Consider the following 17,646-nt stretch of genomic DNA (forward strand, 5'->3'; position numbering starts at 1 on the left):
TCATGGGTAAGACACGCTTACTGGCTGTAACGCCGCCGCCGGAGGCCTTCGAATCCATGCCGAGTTATTTGCTGCGCCTGGCATCCGTCAACGGATTGCGCACCCCGGTGGCCATCTACGCGCGTGTGCGCCCGGGACCGCGCCGTCATAGGATTGGTTTTGGTTTCTCGGTTGAGGATCTGTCCGAACTGACGGGGTGGTCTCCCAGCGTCCTCGCGGAGATCGCACAGTCGTGCACCTTCCAGGATGGGGAGCGGACCGTGCGCAAGTTTGCGGATCGCTTAAATAGCGAACAGTTTCGTAGCTTGAAGGCGCCCGCGTTCTGTCCGATGTGCGCCCACGAGCATGGTTACATCGAACGCGTCTGGGACTTGTCCGCTGTACACGCCTGTCCTCTACACGGCTGCTGGGCTGTGACGCACTGCGCCTCGTGCGGATTGCCGGTGCACTGGGAGCGCAACTGTCTCACCCATTGTCCTTGTGGGGCGCCCTATACGGACAGCGTGCGTGCCGACGTGCCCCCAGCGCTGGTGCTGGCCAGCGCGGAACTGATCCTGCGGGCCTCGACGCACCGCCAAGGTCCGGGCTACCCGGAACAGTTGGGCTTTCCGTCGGAATTGTGGGCACTGTCGTTGCGGAATACATTGCGACTGCAAATGGATCTAGCCCGTTTGGTACGCACTGTCGAGCCGGAGGTCGCGAACTCGCTCGGGATCGCGGTTTCGGGGAAGGCTCTGGAGCAGTGGCCAGCCTGCTTTATTTCCATTCTGGAGTCGTATCGTGCTTCCGCGGGCGCCGAAGCCGTGGTCAGCCTGTTATTTGACCGCAAGGCGGGACTATTCTCACGTTATCAGATTGCAAATGCCCGGCCAGGTCAGTGCCTCTCATTTCTAGCGGAGGCCGTGTTCGAGTTTCTCAACGGCGATGCCCCCGTATTCGTCGATCCGCGCGTTCAGTCACGTTTATTCGGAACGCGGCGCGGTCGCTGGCGATCGTTATCCTACGTGGGCCGGCAATTGGGTGTCGGGACGCAAAAGCTAAATCAACTAGCTGATAAGGGGCAGGTGGTTACTGTCGTAGGCGCGGCTCCGTGTCGTCGCATGGTTGATCCCGACTGCATCACGGATGACCAAGTGCGCGCGCTGTTTCGGGTCAATTATCGCGATGCGGCCAAAGCGATCAGGCTGCCCCTACGCACACTGAAGGCCAGCTTGAAGGACCATCTGTTTGGCGACTTCAGCCAACATCGAGGCGTCGCGCTTGGCGAAATCGAACGCATCAAGCAGACCTTGGCGGAGGGCGCCGCACGAACGCCAGTGCGCGAGGACCGGAGCGGCCGATCCCACTGCAAAACGATGGCGGAGCTGCTTAACAGTCCCCATTACTCGACTGCATTCAAGGCCGCTTTAGTCCGACATTTGCTGGAAGGGCGACTCGTCGCCGTGGCCTGTAAGGGTGATTCGTTTCGCGATCTGGTGCTAGCTGTCGACGAATTGGCCGTGGAGCTGGGTAGCATGCCAACAAAACTGATCCACCACTTAGAAGTCACCCACGTCGCCCAGATGCTTTGGTGCTCGACCATGGCGGTACGTGAATTGGTGGAGAAGGGGTATCTGCAGGAGAGCGAACACGGATATCTCCACAAGATCACTTTCCCATCGTGTAAGCAGTTCCAGCGCAAATACATCTCAGTGAGGGAGGTGGGCGACCTGCTGGGTTGGTCACATCGTCATCTGGTACATGCGCTGGGCGCCTTGCGTCGTCCTCCGGTGCTCCTACGGTTGAAGCGGCGTGCCGGATGGTTTGTGAAGCGTTCCAGCGTTCCGGCAGTTGGCCAGTTGGCGGAGCAGCTACTACGCCAGGAGTAGGGCTACTGGCTACACTAAGTTCTGCTCAGGCCTGATCAACTACTAGCCCAAAAGCGTCCAAAACTGCTAAGTCATGTCTTGCCGGTCGTGAGCGGCCGCGCGCGTAGGAAGAGAGATGGACATTTGACCGACCCTTAGCGGGTGTTGGATACGACGCTAGCGATGCTGTGCTTGATAAAGTTGCAGGAGATCGGGAGCATCGCCCCAAATTGCGACGCCTTTCCTTGGAGCTGTGAGGTATGAAGACACGACTCGGTCCTGACGGACTACACGTCTTTGACCGACGAACAGGCCTGAACGTCTTGTTCAATGAAGTGCAAGTCGAAGAGTCGAAGTGGAGCACTGCGCCTCGCCAGGTCTCACTAGCGCTCACCAATCTTTGCGATCTTCACTGCGCTTATTGCTATGCCCCAAAGCACCGTGCGATGTTGAGCGCAGACGCGATCGCCGACTGGCTGATTGAGATTGACCAAGCTGGATCTCTAGGGGTCGGATTCGGCGGAGGAGAGCCGACTCTGCATGCGCAGTTCGCAGAAATTTGCAGTCATGCGGCGAAAAAGACTAAGTTGGCTGTGACTCTCACGACGCACGGCCACCGACTGCGCGCACCATTGCTGGACAAGCTCAATGGGAACGTACATTTCATCCGAGTTAGCGTCGATGGCGTGAGAGAGACTTACGAAAATAATCGCGGCAGGCCCTACGCAAGCCTGCTTGCTCGACTTCGTGACGCCAGAGCACAAGCACAACTTGGCATCAACGTAGTAATCAATGATCAGACCGTTGACGAGCTCGACGAATTGTCGGAACTCGCTCATGAGATCGATGCGTCAGAAATTCTGCTACTTCCGCAACGTGCCACCTCCAGCGTAGGCGCGGCCAGTGATGTAGTAGGCCGAAAAATGTCGCATTGGGTTGCTGGATATAATGGGCGCGTGCGCCTTGCCATAAGCGAGGAATCGTCGGGGGGCCTAATGACATGCGATCCGCTTCCGCTAGAGAAGGCGCTGAGGTCCTATGTACACGTAACTGCATCAGGGGTCGTCAAGGTTAATTCTTATGCGACAGATGGAGTCAACATAGGAGCCGAAGGCCTGTTGGCAGCAATACATCAGCTAGGCGAGATGAGTCGAGGTGTACATTGAAAATCTGGAACGCATATGGATCAGAGCACTCAATGAACTTGGTGTTGATAGGCACGTTCAAACAGGAACGCGACGCCGATAATGTCAACACGTTCATTGACAAAATTGTCGAGCAAGCGGCTAAGGACGAGGCCTTCGATATTTCGAGGTCAGCGCCAGAGGATCAGCGATTCTCGGACGATATGCTTTCGTTGCTTCGTGCCAATAGGGCTTATTCGCTATCACCCACTGATCTCGAACAGTTTGCGTTGGACCATAGCATCGACAGAGACGGCAATCGAATAACAGTTCGGACTGAAGAAGCTGATCTATCGGCTTTCATCAAGGTGTTCGTCGAAGCAGGCGCGCGGGTAGAAATCTTCTCCGCACATGACTACCCGGAAGACAAATCCAAACAGGATTGAGGCGGAACCTGATGCCCGCAGTGAATTGGGAAGCATTCGCTCGCCTGCCAGGCGCTGCGGACGTCAACTTCGAGAAGCTCTGCCGCGCAGTCATGCGGCGACACTACGGACAATTTGGAGATTTCCAAGAGCTCGCCAACCAAGCCGGAGTTGAGTTCCACCTCAAGTTGCACACGGCCTGCGATTTAGGCGACCCACCGCGCTGGTTCGGTTGGCAGTGCAAGTGGTACGGGATCAGCAATGGCCAAAACCTTGGAAAGACTAGGCGCGACAAGATTGTCGACGGATTGAACAAGTCCAAAAAGTATCTTCCAGGACTAACAGACTGGGTCTTATGGACGAAGCACACGCTGACGAAAGCTGACCAGAAGTGGTATTACGGGCTTGCATCAGCCTATCCAGGTGTGAAGCTCGCATTGAATACGTCGGACGACGTCGAGCTACTGTTGTCGGGCGTGGCCACCAATCTACGGGAATCATACTTCGGTGAGCTCGTAATCACTCCTCAAACGCTTGCCGACCAGTACAAGGTCGCGGCCGCGCCATTTCGACATCGATACCAGCCCGAAGTGCACCATGTTGTTCCAACTGAGGAAGCCCTACTGCGGTGTCAGCTTAGCCATACAGTGTGGAGTAGCCTTTGTCACCTAGCCGACCGGTTGAACGCTCAGACAGGTGAGATCAATGCATATTTCGGAAGTGTTCCGACGAAACTGCATCCGGCTCTGAGCGAATTGCTTACGCAGAGTGCAGCTGTGGCTAGTGTTTTGAAGGATGTTCACGATGCCATTCGCCTCGGCGACATTGCGGCAATAAAGCAGTTGTCCGCAGAAGGCATTGACAACCCCCAAAGGCATCGTCAGCTTGTTGCAAGACTGCGATCTGCACGATCCCCATGTGCGCTTGTTGGCGCGAACCTGCTTGCAGACATCTATGCAGCAGATTCGGAGCTTGCTGCGCTGCGAGACTTGGTTGAAATTCGCGCAGCGGCCGTCCTTGCGCCTGCAGGTGCCGGAAAGTCTGAGCTATCACTGAGACTGACTTGTCCTACTGCAGAGCTTATCGGTGGTGTCGTCCTATTTGGAAAGGACTTGCACGCCGGGCAGGATCTTGATGATCTAGTACGTAGTTTCAAGATTGGAGGAAAGGCCGCTCCGAGCTTCGAGCAATTTGTTGAAGCGGTCGATGCTGCTGGAGAGAGAGCCGGAAAACGACTACCGGTGGTGATTGACGGCCTGAACGAGGCCGAGGATCCGAGAGATTGGAAAGAGCCGCTGTTCAGGGCCGACGAGATCCTGAAGCGCTTTCCCCATATCCTGCTCATAGTGACCCTTCGCGACCAGTTTTCTGACGACTGCCTTCCCGAAGGCATGTCCTCCTTCGCAATGAATGGGTTTGAAGACAATCCAAGGGCGGCGATTGCCAAATATTTTGAGCACTACAAGATCGATGCCACTGACGAAGACCTACCTCTGGAGTTCCTCCAGCATCCACTTACGCTTCGCATCTATTGCGAGGTCGCAAATCCAGATCGTAAGCACCTTGTCGGCGTAGAAGCGCTTCCTCGCTCAATGAGCGCGCTTTTCAGCGAGTACTTCCGGAGACTGGTTGTACGAATTGCAGATCGGTCGCCTTCCTCTAGGCGTCTCTATCAGGACGAAGTGCAGGATGCCCTTCGCAAGCTTGGCGAGCTACTGTGGGAACGAAAGACTCGTGGAATCGAGCAACGATTTGCCCGCGAGACTATCAAAGACGCTGGTTCGTGGAACGAAAGTCTACTAAGGAGCTTGGAGTCGGAGGGCGTGCTCGTACGATTGTCAAACGGCACCGGGCGATTTGGGGTTGCGTTCACTTACGACTTGATGGCTGGTCACGTAATCGCGGAGTATCTCCTCCACCGTGATGACATCGACGAGTGGCTCTCTTCCCCAGCGAATATCTTGAAGTTGTCGTCCGGTGGCCTGGATTCTCACCCGCTCGCCACGGACATCTTTGGTGCTATGGCCGGGCTGTTTCCGGTTCGGAAGCGCGGGCGTCAGCTATGGCAGGTGATGCCTACAAGTCTTGTTTCTAATGCGCTGCTTCTTTCTGCGAAAGGGGATCCGGCCCATATCAACCGGGAGACTGTTGACCGGTTCCATGACGAAATGATCACTTCATCCGGGTTCGCTCATGCTGCGTACCCGTTGCTTCGAATGACACGCGCGGCCAGTGCTCACCCATTTGATGCAGATTTCTTGGATGGAGTACTTCGCCGCATGACCAATTCGGCGCGCGATCTGTCGTGGTCCGAGTGGCTGCGTAAGAATGAGGAGGTTTGCAGAAAAGATGTGATCGATCTCGATGTGAAGTGGGCGCGCGGCGGCATAGATCGCAAGGAGTTGGCGCGGGCTCGTTGGGTCATGTGGATGTTGACAACAACCTCAAGGTACCTACGTGACCTTTCAACGAAAGCACTACATACGTTCGCCCTAGTGATGCCAGATGGCTTTTACGAGCTTGCGCTGGAGTCCAGCACAATTTCGGATCCTTACGTGCCGGAACGAATGTTCGCGGCGGCCTACGGAGCGGCGTTGTCTACGTGGTCGGATGAGTCGAACGCGACTACCAGGTCAATACTGCCGACAGTAGCCAGAAATATTTTCAGTTCGTACTTTTCTGATCACGCAGCGACGCCTACTCGGCATGCACTGCTGCGTCAGTACTGCTTGGGTATCATCACGTTAGCTAGGAGGATTGATTCCTCCTGCATTTCTCACGAAGAGGCAAATTATCTCAAGCCACCATTCAGCCATCTGCCGTCTCCGTTCGACAAGCTGCCGCGTACAAGTGCGAAGAGAATTGATGCAGCAGATCACGCGGCCATATCTATGGATTTTGGCAACTACACGCTCGGCAGGCTGATAGCCAACCGATCCAACTACGACTTCGAAAACACAGAGTATGTAGGGGTTAGGAAAGCGATCGTGGTCAGAATGCTTCAGTTGGGCTACGACCCAGAGTTGTTTCGAGAAGTCGACAAGACTATGCGGTCCTCCTCACGCCATGACGAAGAAGGCACGAAAGTCGACAGGTACGGCAAGAAGTACGGATGGATTGCCTACTTCGAGATGTGGGGGGTGAGGAGCGACAAAAACCTCCTGTCCGAATGGCGTGGCGACGAACGAACCGTAGACGCAGATATTGATCCGACCTTTCTTGGCGCGGTCAAATCGTGGGACCCAGTGCTTCCCGAACTGTTCGTGGGGTCGCCACATGACATTGCCCAGTGGATTGTTGACGGCCCCGTGCCGGACTACGGCAGCTTGCTGCAACCAAGCGTCGTCGACGACGTCGTGGGGAACTGGGTGCTGCTTGAGGGGTTCTTGGAAGAAACCGCAAAAACAGACTATCGAAATGTTTTTACCTTTATGCGAGGCATATTGGTTGAGCGGGATCAGGTTGGAAAACTCAAGAAGGTCTTCGATTCCATGGAGTATCCGGGCAACGACGCCATCGCGAAGGTTCGCGAGCAGTACTACAAGTACGCCGGAGAGATGCCATTCGAATCGGTGCCAGGCGTCCCACCGCCTGTGTCCGATTCAGAGCAAGAGGTGGTCTCTTCGGATCGATGGACCGGAATTGGTGTACCCGTCGAAGTGCCTGTACACGTCTACTCCTGGGAGAGTTATCACAGCAAGTTGAACCATGGGAGTGGCGCATTTTTCCCCTCACCAGCGATCTGCCAGGCAACGGGATTGGGTTTTCGACCGTATCATTGGGATCTCTACGAGCAAGAGGGAGTTGGTTCGCTCTATCGCCGACTCAAAGGTCGAGACGAGTCGGTGCGAGGGCACATCGCCTACGTGCGAGCGGATCTGCTTGACCAATACTTGGAGGCGTCGAACAAGGCGTTGGTTTGGCTGATCTGGGGCGAGCGAGGGGAGCACTACCGTGGCCGATCAGGGATCGACCGTGATCTGGATCATGTGTACGACAAGCACAAACACATTCACAAGTATTCCGAGATCCGAATACCGAGGAAATCTCGGGCCAAGTGAATCTAAGCGGCCGTACAGACGCTGCAAGCGAAGGCCCGTACATGGACTCCGAGCGCGATCTTCGTGCAGCTTGGAACGCTACCTTGCGCGCAAGGCTGGAGTTGATCAGTGATTCAATCCGAAGCCAACAAGAACCATAGTCTCACCACGATTTGGCGCATGCAGGCTTCCATTTGAAATGTGTCGAATCTGCAGGCTGACGTGTGACCCTTGCCAACCCAACGTGCTTACGAACTCGTAGGAGCTACTTAGCGCTTGGGTTCGGCCGGTATGTAGCGAGGGCTGGATACTGAAGAAAAAGTGATGCATGTAGCTGGCATCGCCCCCATATCGCAACCTTATGCCAGCGGCGCCGATCCAGATCTTGTCCTCTGTGCTGACAGCGTAGTGATTGTACCGGGCAAGGTTGCGGCCGTTGATCCATCCCATCGAAACATCGGGTGACCATGTGAAGGCTGTTTGGCCTATGGGGTGCTCACGAAAGGTAGCCTCAAGAAAGCCTGCGTTGGCACTGTAGCTGTCCATGTAGCTGCGACCAAGCTGAGCCTCGACGCGGATGGGAAACGGCTTCACTTCCGCAGCCAATGCGTGGCTTCTGAGCAAGAAGGCGCAAGCCAGCGCCACCAAGCGACGATTGGTGTGTGGGTACATGGTTTGAATCCTGTTTGCTCGGCCGCCCGTGGGTTGAGCAACTCGGTCGAATGAGTGCTGCAGTACCATCCGTAGTGATCTCGGGACTCTCCCTGGACTCGCCGCTAACGAGATGAACGCTCAAGCGACATGGACTCCGGATTCAATTCATCCCAGAGGCAGTCTTCTTCGCCCTCCGCCAACACCTGATAGGCATGGCGGCCTCCCAGTCGCCGAAGTGGTGAACACATCCAGAATGCAGCCGAACGGCGGTCACGGTTTATTTGGCAAACAACGTTCGCCAGCTTTTTGTTGTGGCTTTCAAACACGTCAAAAGCTTTCGTGATGGTCTTCTCCCTCAACCTGGAGAGAGCCTCAATATCGCTAACTATCGAGGCATAGATTCGTTGCGCCTGGGACATGGCATACCTCTTGATGTTGAAGAATTCAACTTCTCCCGCTAGCTCGTATGGAGTTAAGGAAGGCGATGACTTCCTTTGCACGCCCCAATCGAACAAGCCTCTCTGCGGTAAGTGCATCAAGCTCAACGATCCGTACATCCCGATACCATGCCATGAGTTTTTGATGATCTGATTCGATCATGTTGGCCACCCGTAACACGACGGCATCATCGGAAGTTGCATTATCTAATGACACTTTCCCACGCAGACGAATGCCCGATCGAACGCGCTTAGCCGAATAAGTTGATCGCATCTCCAATCCAATCAACACGGCCGCAGGTCTTCTTTTCATGAGCGAAATCTCTCGTGATTCGAGGGCTAGTCGTAGCTACGGAAGCCAAAATGCTCTTGTGATTTCCCGCAACTGATCACCGGATCTGTGGCGTAGTCCGCAGCGGTTGTCATGGTGACGGCCCTCTTAGTTATGTTCGAGTTGTCCTCGTCACTGTGAAGCTCTCAATGGATTGGACCTTCGGCAGATCTTCTACGACCCAATCAAGAGTACGCCCCTGCAAGGCTCTGCCTGAGACAATCATTTCCATACCAAACCGTCCTCCGTCGAACGTCAGGGATACCGAATCCGAATGCGGTACCAAACGGTGCTCACCAAGAAACGACAGAATTTGTTCCGTGTGTGGCCGTGAACCTTCGCGAAAGCGGAGCCTGACCGCGAGCGCAGCTTTGCCAGGCAGATGGCGCTCCAGGTGTGGAACCGCTGCCATGCAAACGATGAAGATCGCGGTCAGGCCAAAGGCGGCAACCACAAAGTGAACACCTACCAGAATTCCCACCGCGGCTGATGACCAAATGGAGGCCGCAGTCGTCAGGCCGCGGACGCTGGCACCGCTTTTGACGATGATGCCGGCGCCGAGAAAGCCGATGCCGGTCAGCAGGCTCCCAATCACTTGGGTGCTGCTGATGGCATCCGACGATAACGGGGTTCCGAACCAGTGCGCGGCGAGGCCTGCGGCTGAGGTTAGTGCGCAACTCGCCGTGCAGACCAAGCAATACACCTGCGTTCCTGCCGCGCGGCCGTTGTAGAACCGTTCGTAGCCGATTGCCCAGGCGAGAACAAAGGCTAGTACCGCATGGGTCACCACCGTGATTTCTGCCGGAACTTCGGGAAACATGAATGATTTCTCCTCTCCTGTCAGGCTGCCGACACGCCGGCCTGATAAGGGTTGGCCTAGTCGGTCGCAGAAGCATCGGAAGCTGTGGTTTCGCGCAAACCGCCTCCCAGTGCCTTGTAAAGTGTCACGAGGTTGTCAAAGCGCTGGAGCCGCACGATTTGCAACTGTTGCTGAGCGCCGTAAAGAGAGCGCTGCGCATCGAGCTCGCTGAGGTAGTTGTCGATGCCGCCGCGAAAGCGCATCTGTGCCAAGCGGTACGCATCCTGCGAGGCAGTTACGAGTGCCTGCTGCGCAGCCAACTGCTCGTCGAGCGAGTCATGCGCCGCGAGCGCGTCGGCTACTTCGCGGAACGCAACCTGGATTGCTTTTTCGTATTGCGCCACCGCTCTTTCACGGGCCAACTTGGCCACCTTGAGGTTGGCTTTGTTGGCGCCTCCTGAAAAGATCGGAACACTGATTTGAGGTGCAAACGTCCAAGCGTAGGAATCGTGTTTGAACAGACCGGAAAGCTCTGTGCTGGCACTGCCTAGACTACCGGTCAGTTCGATAACCGGGAAAAACGCCGCGCGCGCCGCGCCAATGTCGGCGTTGGATGCTTTCAGCAGGTGCTCGGCAGCCAGCACATCGGGCCGTTTGATCAAAACGTCAGAGGGAATCGCCTCCACCACAGCGGAAACAACGTTTGCCCTGTCAAGTCCCGCAGAAAAGTCGATATCTTGCGGGATGGGGGCGCCGAGCAATAGCTGTAGCGCATTGCGGTCTTGGGCCAGCGCGCGGGTGTACTGCGCCAAGCTTGCGCGTGCAGCGTCCACTGTTGACTCGGCTTGGCGAAGAGCAAGCTGCGTTGTCGCCCCTCGTTCGAACATCTTCCCCGTCAACTCGTAGGAGTTGCTCTGGTTCTGTAGTGTCTGGCGCGTGATGTCTAGCAATGTTTGATCCGTGAGCACCGCCAGGTAAGCATTCGCCACTTCTCCCACAAGGGTGATTTGAGCGCTTCGCCGGGTCTCCTCGATGCTGAAATACTCCTGCAGGGCGGCGTGATTCAGGCTACGGATGCGACCGAAGAGATCCAGTTCAAAGCTGGTGAAGCCGATGCCTGCGGTATAGGAACGGGAGACGATGTCGCCTTGTGCGGAAGAAGGGCTTCCGGGAAGCGATGCAGCCAGCACGCCGGCGGGAAGGCGCTCGGCTTGCTCTGTCGCGCTGGCCGCGATCGTCGGGAATAAATCGGCACGCTGGATCCGGTACCGTGCCTGGGCGGCTTCGACATTCAGTGCGGCGACGCGCAGATCGCGGTTGCTGGCCAGAGCCAATACGATGAGCTGCTGCAGCTGTGGATCTGGGAAGAATGCTCGCCAACCTAAGTCTTCCGCAGGTATACCCGAAGCGATGTTGCGCTCCTGCATCGCTACGGGTGCGTCGGGTCGAACGTATTTTGGCTCCAACGTGCAGGCACATAAGGCCATCGTTCCCACAACGATCACAGCGAACCGGTATCTGTACTGCATGGCTCAGGTCTCCAGCTCGGGCCGCGCGAGCACCGCTTCGTCTCGGTCACGCTGCCCTTTGAATACCGAACGCACCGCGACGAAGAACACCGGCACGAAAAACACGGCGAGCACCGTACCCGCTACCATGCCGCCGATAACGCCGGTGCCAATGGCGATGCGTCCGCCGGCACCGGCGCCGGTGGCAATCGCCAACGGCATCACGCCCAGGATGAAAGCAAACGAGGTCATGAGAATCGGGCGCAGGCGCTGCCGTGCTGCGCTGATCGTCGCCGCGATCAAACCCATCCCGTGCTCGACGTTCTCCTTCGCAAACTCAACGATGAGGATCGCGTTTTTCGCAGACAGTCCGACCGTGGTGAGCAGGCCCACCTGAAAGAACACATCGTTGCCAAGCCCGCGCAGCAAGGTGGCACTCACGGTGCCGAGAATCCCCAAAGGCACCACAAGCATGACTGCAAAAGGAATCGACCAACTTTCGTAGAGCGCCGCCAAGCATAGGAACACAATGGCAAGCGAGATGGCGTACAACGCCGGCGCTTGCGAGCCCGATTTCTTCTCCTCGTAGGAGAGGCCCGTCCATTCGTAACCGATGCCTTTCGATAGTTTTGTCACCGCTGCTTCCATCGCTGCCAGCGCATCACCGCTGCTGCGCCCCGGCGCCGCGGTGCCTAGGAACTCCAACGACGCTGTGCCGTTGTACCGTTCCAGCTTGGGCGAGCCGACGCTCCAGTGTGCGGAGGTGAACGCGGAGAATGGTGTCATCCGGCCCACGGCGTTTCGTACGTACCACTTGTCCATGTCCTGCGGCAGCATTCGCGAGGCCGTCTCACCCTGGACGAATACACGCTTGACGCGGCCATGATCGACGAATTGATTCACGTAGGCCGAACCCCAGCCTATGCCAAGCGTTCGGCTGATGTCGTCGATCGATAGGCCGAGCGCGCTGGCTTTTTCCCAGTCGATGTCCAGCTTGTACTGCGGCTCATCCGACAAGCCGTTCGGCCGCAGTGAGCCGATGGCCGGGTCCTTTCCTGCAATTTGCATCAGCTGATCGCGAGCTTTCATGAGCGCGTCGTGTCCGACATTGCCCAAATCCTCCAGCTCGAAGTCGAAGCCGGTTGCGTTACCGAGTTCGAGGACGGCTGGCGGCGGGAAGGCGATGACGAACGCACCCCGTATGCGCTGGAAGCGCTGGTTAGCCCGCTCGGCAAGGCCGAACACGGAATCTCGTTTACTCGGACGATCCTTCCAATCCTTGAGCCGTACGAATGCCAAACCAGCGTTTTGGCCACGACCACCGAAGCTGAATCCGTTGACGGTGAAGACGTCGCTGACGATGGAGGCTTCATCCTTCATGAAGTAGTCGCGTACTTCGTTGAGCGTTTGCTGCGTCAACTCGCTGGCCGTGCCCGGAGGCTCGACAACCTGAAGGAACAAAATGCCTTGATCTTCGTCTGGCAAGAACGATGTGGGCACTCGCGCGAATAGCAGCCCCAAGCACACAACGATGGCCAAATAGCCCAACAGGTAGCGCCCGGTCCGAGCCGTGACGTGACCGACGCCGCGCTCATAGCCCCGATTCATGCTGTCGAAGCCTCGGTTGAACAAACCGAAGAAGCCCCGCCGGCGCTCGTGCTTGTCGCCGTGTGGCTTTCGCAGCAACGTGGCGCAAAGCGAAGGCGTGAAGAGCAGGGCCACCAGCACCGACAGCGTCATCGCCGAAACGATGGTGATGGAGAACTGCCGGTAGATCACGCCAGTCGAACCACCGAAGAAGGCCATTGGCAAGAACACCGCGGAGAGCACAAGAGCGATACCTACGAGTGCGCCAGTGATTTGGGTCATTGACTTTCGTGTCGCTTCTTTCGGCGACAGACCTTCTTCCGCCATTACGCGCTCGACGTTTTCCACGACCACGATGGCATCGTCGACGAGAAGGCCGATGGCTAGCACCATGCCGAACATCGTCAGCGTGTTGATGGAGAATCCCGCGACGGCAAGGATGCCGAAAGTTCCCAGCAACACGACCGGCACGGCAATGGTCGGAATAAGCGTGGCGCGGAAGTTCTGTAAGAAGAGGTACATCACCAAGAACACCAGAATGATGGCCTCGAACAGTGTCTTCACCACTTCCTCGATGGACACACTCACGAACGGCGTGGTGTCGTAGGGATAGACCATTTTCAGGCCGGACGGAAAGAACGGTTGCAGCCGATCCATCGTGGCGCGGATCGCCTTGGCCGTATCCAGCGCATTGGCGCCTGTGGCCAACTTGATGGCGAGCCCCGCCGCCGGGTGGCCGTTGTACTCGACGTAGATCGAATAGTTCTCGCCACCCAAGGTGACGCGGGCGACGTCTTTCAAGCGAACTTGCGAGCCGTCCGGGTTGACCTTCAGCAGAATCTGTCCGAACTGCTCTGCGGTTTGCAGGCGCTGGGGGCCCACGATGGTGGCGTTGAGGCGCTGCCCCTTGGCCGATGGCAGGCCTCCCAGCTCGCCCGAGGCAACCTGTACGTTCTGCGCCTGTAATGCGTTGGTTACGTCAACAGGTGTCAGGCCGTAGTTGTCCAACCGTGCCGAATCGAGCCAAATACGCATGGCGTATTGGGATCCGAACAACTGGTAGTCGCCGACACCGGGAGTGCGGCTGATCGGATCCTGGACGTGCGACGCAACGTAATCGCTGATGTCGTCGTTGTTCATCGAGCCATCGGCGGAATAGAAGCCGATCACGAGCAAGAAGTTTCTTGTCGCCTTGGCCACTCGAATGCCCTGGGCCTGAACCTCGGCCGGCAGCAACGGCGTAGCCAGCTGCAGCTTGTTTTGTACCTGTACCTGAGCGATGTCGGGATTCGTTCCTTGCTCGAAGTACAGCGTAATAGTCATGGTGCCGTCTTTGTCGCTTTCGGATCCGAAGTACAGTAAGTGGTCGATACCGGAAAGCTGCTGTTCGATCACCTGCGTCACCGTGCTCTGAACGGTTTCCGCTGATGCGCCCGGGTAGGTGACCTGGATCGATATCGCCGGCGGGGCGATGCTCGGGTATTGCGCTACCGGCAGGACAGTGATGGCCAAAGCACCCGCCATCATGACCACGATCGCCAGCACCCAGGCGAATACCGGACGGTCGATGAAGAACCTGACCATCGCTATCTCCTACTTCTGATTGGCCGACAGGCGTTCGCCCTGGCTCGCTTGCGAGGGCCCGCGGAATTCTTCCGGTTGGACCTTGGCGCCGGGCTGCACGAGTTGAAGCCCTTCCACAACAACCCGATCGCCTTCTTGCAGACCAGCGCTTACCAGCCATTGATCGCCGACTGCGCGGTCGGTTTTCAAGACGCGCAGGGCCACGGTGTTGTCCGCGGCGATCACCAGCGCTGTCGGGTCTCCTTTGTCGTTGTGACTGACGCCCTGCTGCGGCACTAGCAACGCGCCCAGGCGGACTCCTTCCTCGATGCGCTCGCGCACGAACATACCTGGCAACAGGATGCGGTCAGGGTTCGGGAACAACGCGCGCATCGTCACCGAGCCGGTGCTCTCGTCGACAGTTACCTCCGAAAACTGAAGTGCCCCGGTTTGCGCATAGTCGCTGGCATCCTCTAGGCGCAGGCTCACCGGTGCTCGGCCGGCGTCGTTTTGGTGCAGCTGCCCGGCTGCCGCCTCGCGCTTTAGGCGCAGCAGCGTGCCGATGGGCTGCGTGACGTCCACATAAACGTGATCGAGCTGTTGCACCGTCGCCAGCGCGGTGGGCTGGTTTGCAGTGACCAACGCGCCTTCGGTTACCGTGGAACGACCTATGCGACCGGAGATGGGCGACAGGACCTTGGTGTAGCGCAGGTTGATGCGTGCCGTCTCCAACACCGCTTGCGCTTGAAGGTCGGCGGCGACGGCGTTGTCGTAGTCCTGCTTGCTGACCGCGTTGGCAGCGGCTAGCGGCTTGTAGCGCTCCGCCAACGAGCGAGCCGCCGCCGCCGCCGCGACCGCGCTGTGATAGCTAGCTTCATAAGGCGCTGGATCGATCTGATAGAGCTGTTGCCCTGCTTCGACCTCACTGCCTTCCACAAACAATCGCTTCAGGATAATGCCGTTGACCTGCGGGCGGACCTCGGCCACTCGGAAAGCGGTCACACGTCCTGGCAGCTCGGTGGTGACCGGCACCGACTGCGCTTTGAGGGTGACAACGGACACCTTGGGTGGCGGAGGTGATGCGGATGCAGGAGCCGGCTTCCGGCTACAGCCGAACAGAGCCAGCGCAAAAACCAGCGCCAGTTGTAATGGTATGTCGAACGCAAATCTTTTCATCGTTGATCCCTGCAGCAACACACTCGACACGTCCTCTCTTGCCTCGCGGCCGCCCGCGTCGATTGGCTGCGTGAGGATGGTTGCCGCGACGGCGCGGGGATGGTGCTGGGGGAAGTCGCACCACAGATCCCCGGCCGTCACGACATGGCGCGCTCTTCCGTCCAGTCGACGTAGAGCAAACGTTCCGCAAACAACCAACTACCGTGCTGTTTCACGAGCGTGTCGAGGTAACGGAGCGATGCGATCATCAGACGGCGCTTCCCCTCAGCGACCGTTACGTGGTGCGCCAAGCAGTAGGCTTCGCCAATGGCCTTGTCGTCGGTCAGCGAGAGGATCGTGCTCTGACCGACGAAATGGGTGGTGGCATCGTATTTGTTGAGGTCTGCAAAGACGGGAGCGAGCGCATCGCGCGAGCGAAGCTCCCATGTAGGCTTGGGATCCTTGGCGTCCATGAATACGACGAAGTGAGTGTCCGCAGTAAACAAGGACATCTGACCCTTAGCATCGCGACGATCGGCGCAATGTGCATAGGCCTCCACCAGCTCCCGAATGGCGAGACGGTCTGCAGCCTCAGCAGGAAAGATGACAATGTGTTGGCTCATGACTTTCTCTCTTGTTGATTCAAGAGTCGGAAAAGCGATCACTCAAGAATTGCGCGCGGCTCGAGAAAGGCTTCGATGCCGAATGCGCCGTACTCACGACCAACGCCCGAATGCTTGAACCCTCCCCAAGGCGCCTGTGGGTCGTCACGCATGCCGTTGATCACGACGCGTCCGGCAAGGATTTGGCCCGCCACGCGTCGCGCTCGCTCCACATCGGCTCCGCTCACAAAAGCGTGTAGTCCGTATTTCGAATCGTTCGCGATGCTCACCGCCTCGTCGGCCGTGTCGTACGCAATGACGGAAAGAACCGGGCCAAAAATTTCCTCTTGGGCGATGGTCATGTCGTTCGTAACGTTCGTAAACACCGTCGGCTTGATGAAGTTGCCGTGTTCGAGGCCTTTCGGGTGGCCCTCACCACCTACCAGTACCTCGGCACCTTCCTCGATTCCCTTGCGGATATAGGACTGCACGCGCTCGTATTGCTTTTTCGACACCATCGGCCCGACCAGGGTCTTCGGATCCGCCGGATCCCCGACGACAAAACCGCGCACGGCATCGACGATCAGTCGATTGACCTCGTCAAGACGACTCTTCGGCACCAAGAGGCGAGTTCCCGCCGCGCATGCCTGCCCACTGTTCAAGAACGCGATGCCGAGCGCCAGCGGAACGGCCGTGTTGAAGTCGGCGTCGTCCAGAAGGATGCTGGGAGACTTTCCACCCAGCTCCAGCGTCACGCGCTTCATCGTGGCGGCGCCGTCGCGCATGATTTGTTGGCCAACGGCAGCCGACCCTGTGAACGAGATCTTGGCGACATCGGGATTGCGCACCAACTCGGCACCGACCGTGTCACCCAGGCCGTTCACCACGTTGACGATCCCCTTCGGCAATCCCGCCTCGTGCAGACAGTCCAGAAAAACCTGTGTCTGCAAGGGACTCATTTCGCTAGGTTTGATCACGACGGTACAGCCCGCGGCGAGCGCGGAAGCGGTCTTGAGGCAAACGAAAAGCGCGTTCGCGTTCCACGCGGTGATCAGACCGGCGACGCCGACAGGTTCAAAAAGCACCGTCGTTTTGTCCCACTTCCGTTCCAACTCAAGATCCTGGAGGGCCTTCTCCGCTTGTCGGAACGCTTCGACTCCCGTTTGCACAATCAGCGACGAAAATTGGGAGACGCCGCCGTACTCGGTGACCATCGCGTCGGTGAGGTCCCCGATGCGCGCTGAGGTTACTTCGTACATTCGACGCAAGATTTCCGAGCGATCCTTTTTCGTCGTCCGAGAGTACGTCTGGAATGCGCGTTTGGCCGCGGCGATGGCGCGGCGCGCATCCTCCTCATCACCTAGCATGACGCTGCCAAGCACCTGTTGATTCGTTGGGTTGATGCTTTCCATGACCTTTCGGCCATGGGATTCGACAAATGCTCCGTCAATGTAGTGTTTCGTGATGGTCTTCATCACATCTCCTCCGGAAACATGGAACAGCTCGGCTGCATCGTAAGAGGCGCTGTCAGGGCTTGCTATTACATATTCCTAGTACGCGCTTCGGGCGCGGCG

At 57.6% G+C, this 17,646-nt stretch carries 12 protein-coding genes; 4 read left to right on the top strand and 8 right to left on the bottom strand.

The window, feature by feature from the left end; genetic code table 11:
* The first annotated feature begins 2 nt into the window (after positions 1-2).
* From ACYVKM_RS12005 to ACYVKM_RS12020, 4 genes are all read left to right on the top strand, one after another.
* Positions 3-1,868 (top strand): TniQ family protein, encoded by a 1,866-nt coding sequence (locus tag ACYVKM_RS12005; RefSeq protein ID WP_460877855.1) that lies wholly within the window; start codon positions 3-5, stop codon positions 1,866-1,868.
* Positions 1,869-2,107: 239 nt separating this feature from the next.
* Complete coding sequence (locus ACYVKM_RS12010) at positions 2,108-3,013, top strand: radical SAM protein (protein ID WP_460877856.1); 906 nt, start codon at positions 2,108-2,110, stop codon at positions 3,011-3,013.
* Between the two features lie 32 nt (positions 3,014-3,045).
* Positions 3,046-3,417 carry a DUF6375 family protein gene (locus ACYVKM_RS12015; RefSeq protein WP_460877857.1) on the top strand — a complete coding sequence of 124 codons (372 nt, stop codon included), beginning with the start codon at positions 3,046-3,048 and terminating at the stop codon, positions 3,415-3,417.
* A 92-nt stretch (positions 3,418-3,509) separates the two neighbouring features.
* Positions 3,510-7,457, top strand: a complete 3,948-nt coding sequence (locus tag ACYVKM_RS12020; RefSeq protein WP_460877858.1) for an NACHT domain-containing protein — start codon at positions 3,510-3,512, stop codon at positions 7,455-7,457.
* Between the two features lie 105 nt (positions 7,458-7,562).
* On the opposite strand, the gene ACYVKM_RS12025 is transcribed toward ACYVKM_RS12020, so the two are convergent.
* The 8 genes from ACYVKM_RS12025 to ACYVKM_RS12060 all read right to left on the bottom strand — a co-directional run bounded on the left by ACYVKM_RS12025 (position 7,563) and on the right by ACYVKM_RS12060 (position 17,547).
* On the bottom strand, positions 7,563-8,108 hold the full coding sequence (locus tag ACYVKM_RS12025; RefSeq protein WP_460877859.1) for an acyloxyacyl hydrolase: 546 nt from the start codon (positions 8,106-8,108) through the stop codon (positions 7,563-7,565).
* Between the two features lie 104 nt (positions 8,109-8,212).
* Entirely contained in the window at positions 8,213-8,509 is a 297-nt protein-coding gene (locus ACYVKM_RS12030) for a hypothetical protein (protein WP_460877860.1), read from the bottom strand.
* A 461-nt stretch (positions 8,510-8,970) separates the two neighbouring features.
* The gene (locus tag ACYVKM_RS12035; RefSeq protein WP_460877861.1) at positions 8,971-9,678 is read right to left on the bottom strand and encodes an MgtC/SapB family protein; all 708 of its coding nucleotides are present in this window, start codon (positions 9,676-9,678) and stop codon (positions 8,971-8,973) included.
* Between the two features lie 56 nt (positions 9,679-9,734).
* Positions 9,735-11,186, bottom strand: coding sequence for an efflux transporter outer membrane subunit (locus ACYVKM_RS12040; protein WP_460877862.1), 1,452 nt, complete (start codon positions 11,184-11,186; stop codon positions 9,735-9,737).
* Positions 11,187-11,189: 3 nt separating this feature from the next.
* A complete protein-coding gene (locus tag ACYVKM_RS12045) occupies positions 11,190-14,336 on the bottom strand; it encodes an efflux RND transporter permease subunit (protein WP_460877863.1) in 3,147 nt (1,048 codons plus the stop codon).
* A 9-nt stretch (positions 14,337-14,345) separates the two neighbouring features.
* Positions 14,346-15,632 (bottom strand): efflux RND transporter periplasmic adaptor subunit, encoded by a 1,287-nt coding sequence (locus tag ACYVKM_RS12050; RefSeq protein WP_460877864.1) that lies wholly within the window; start codon positions 15,630-15,632, stop codon positions 14,346-14,348.
* Entirely contained in the window at positions 15,629-16,093 is a 465-nt protein-coding gene (locus ACYVKM_RS12055; protein ID WP_460877865.1) for a nuclear transport factor 2 family protein, read from the bottom strand. The genes ACYVKM_RS12050 and ACYVKM_RS12055 overlap by 4 nt, the downstream gene beginning before the upstream one ends.
* Before the next feature lie 38 nt (positions 16,094-16,131).
* The gene (locus ACYVKM_RS12060) at positions 16,132-17,547 is read right to left on the bottom strand and encodes an aldehyde dehydrogenase family protein (protein ID WP_460877866.1); all 1,416 of its coding nucleotides are present in this window, start codon (positions 17,545-17,547) and stop codon (positions 16,132-16,134) included.
* Between the last annotated feature and the right edge of the window lie 99 nt (positions 17,548-17,646).

The sequence above is a fragment of the Rhodanobacter koreensis genome (assembly GCF_054782855.1).